This is a genomic window from Telluria sp. AZSoR62 (assembly GCF_058111565.1).
Map to the genome: position 1 here is coordinate 1 of NZ_JBYTST010000642.1, position 233 is coordinate 233.

Below are 233 nucleotides of genomic sequence, written 5' to 3' on the forward strand. Positions count from 1 at the left end.
GGTCGATTTCAATGATTTCTTCGTTGTCGACGGTCAGCTTGTAGTAGCTGCAGGTGGTGGTAATGGAATGTTCGGTGTCTTCACCTGGCTGGGCGTCGCCCATTTCGATGGTCTCGTGGCGACCACGGACGGTTACCTCCACCGCGCTGACTTCCTCTGTGTCGTCCTGCTGGTAAGCGCCTGAGAAACGCAGAGCTATCCCCGACGCATTGACCGCGCCGAACTGCTTGAGC

General features: G+C 57.5%; 1 protein-coding gene. It reads right to left on the minus strand.

Translation table 11 applies throughout. From position 1 onward, the window contains the following. On the minus strand, positions 1–233 hold a 233-nt coding region (locus tag AC3XQU_RS25015; protein ID WP_489876780.1), incomplete at both ends, for a phage major tail tube protein.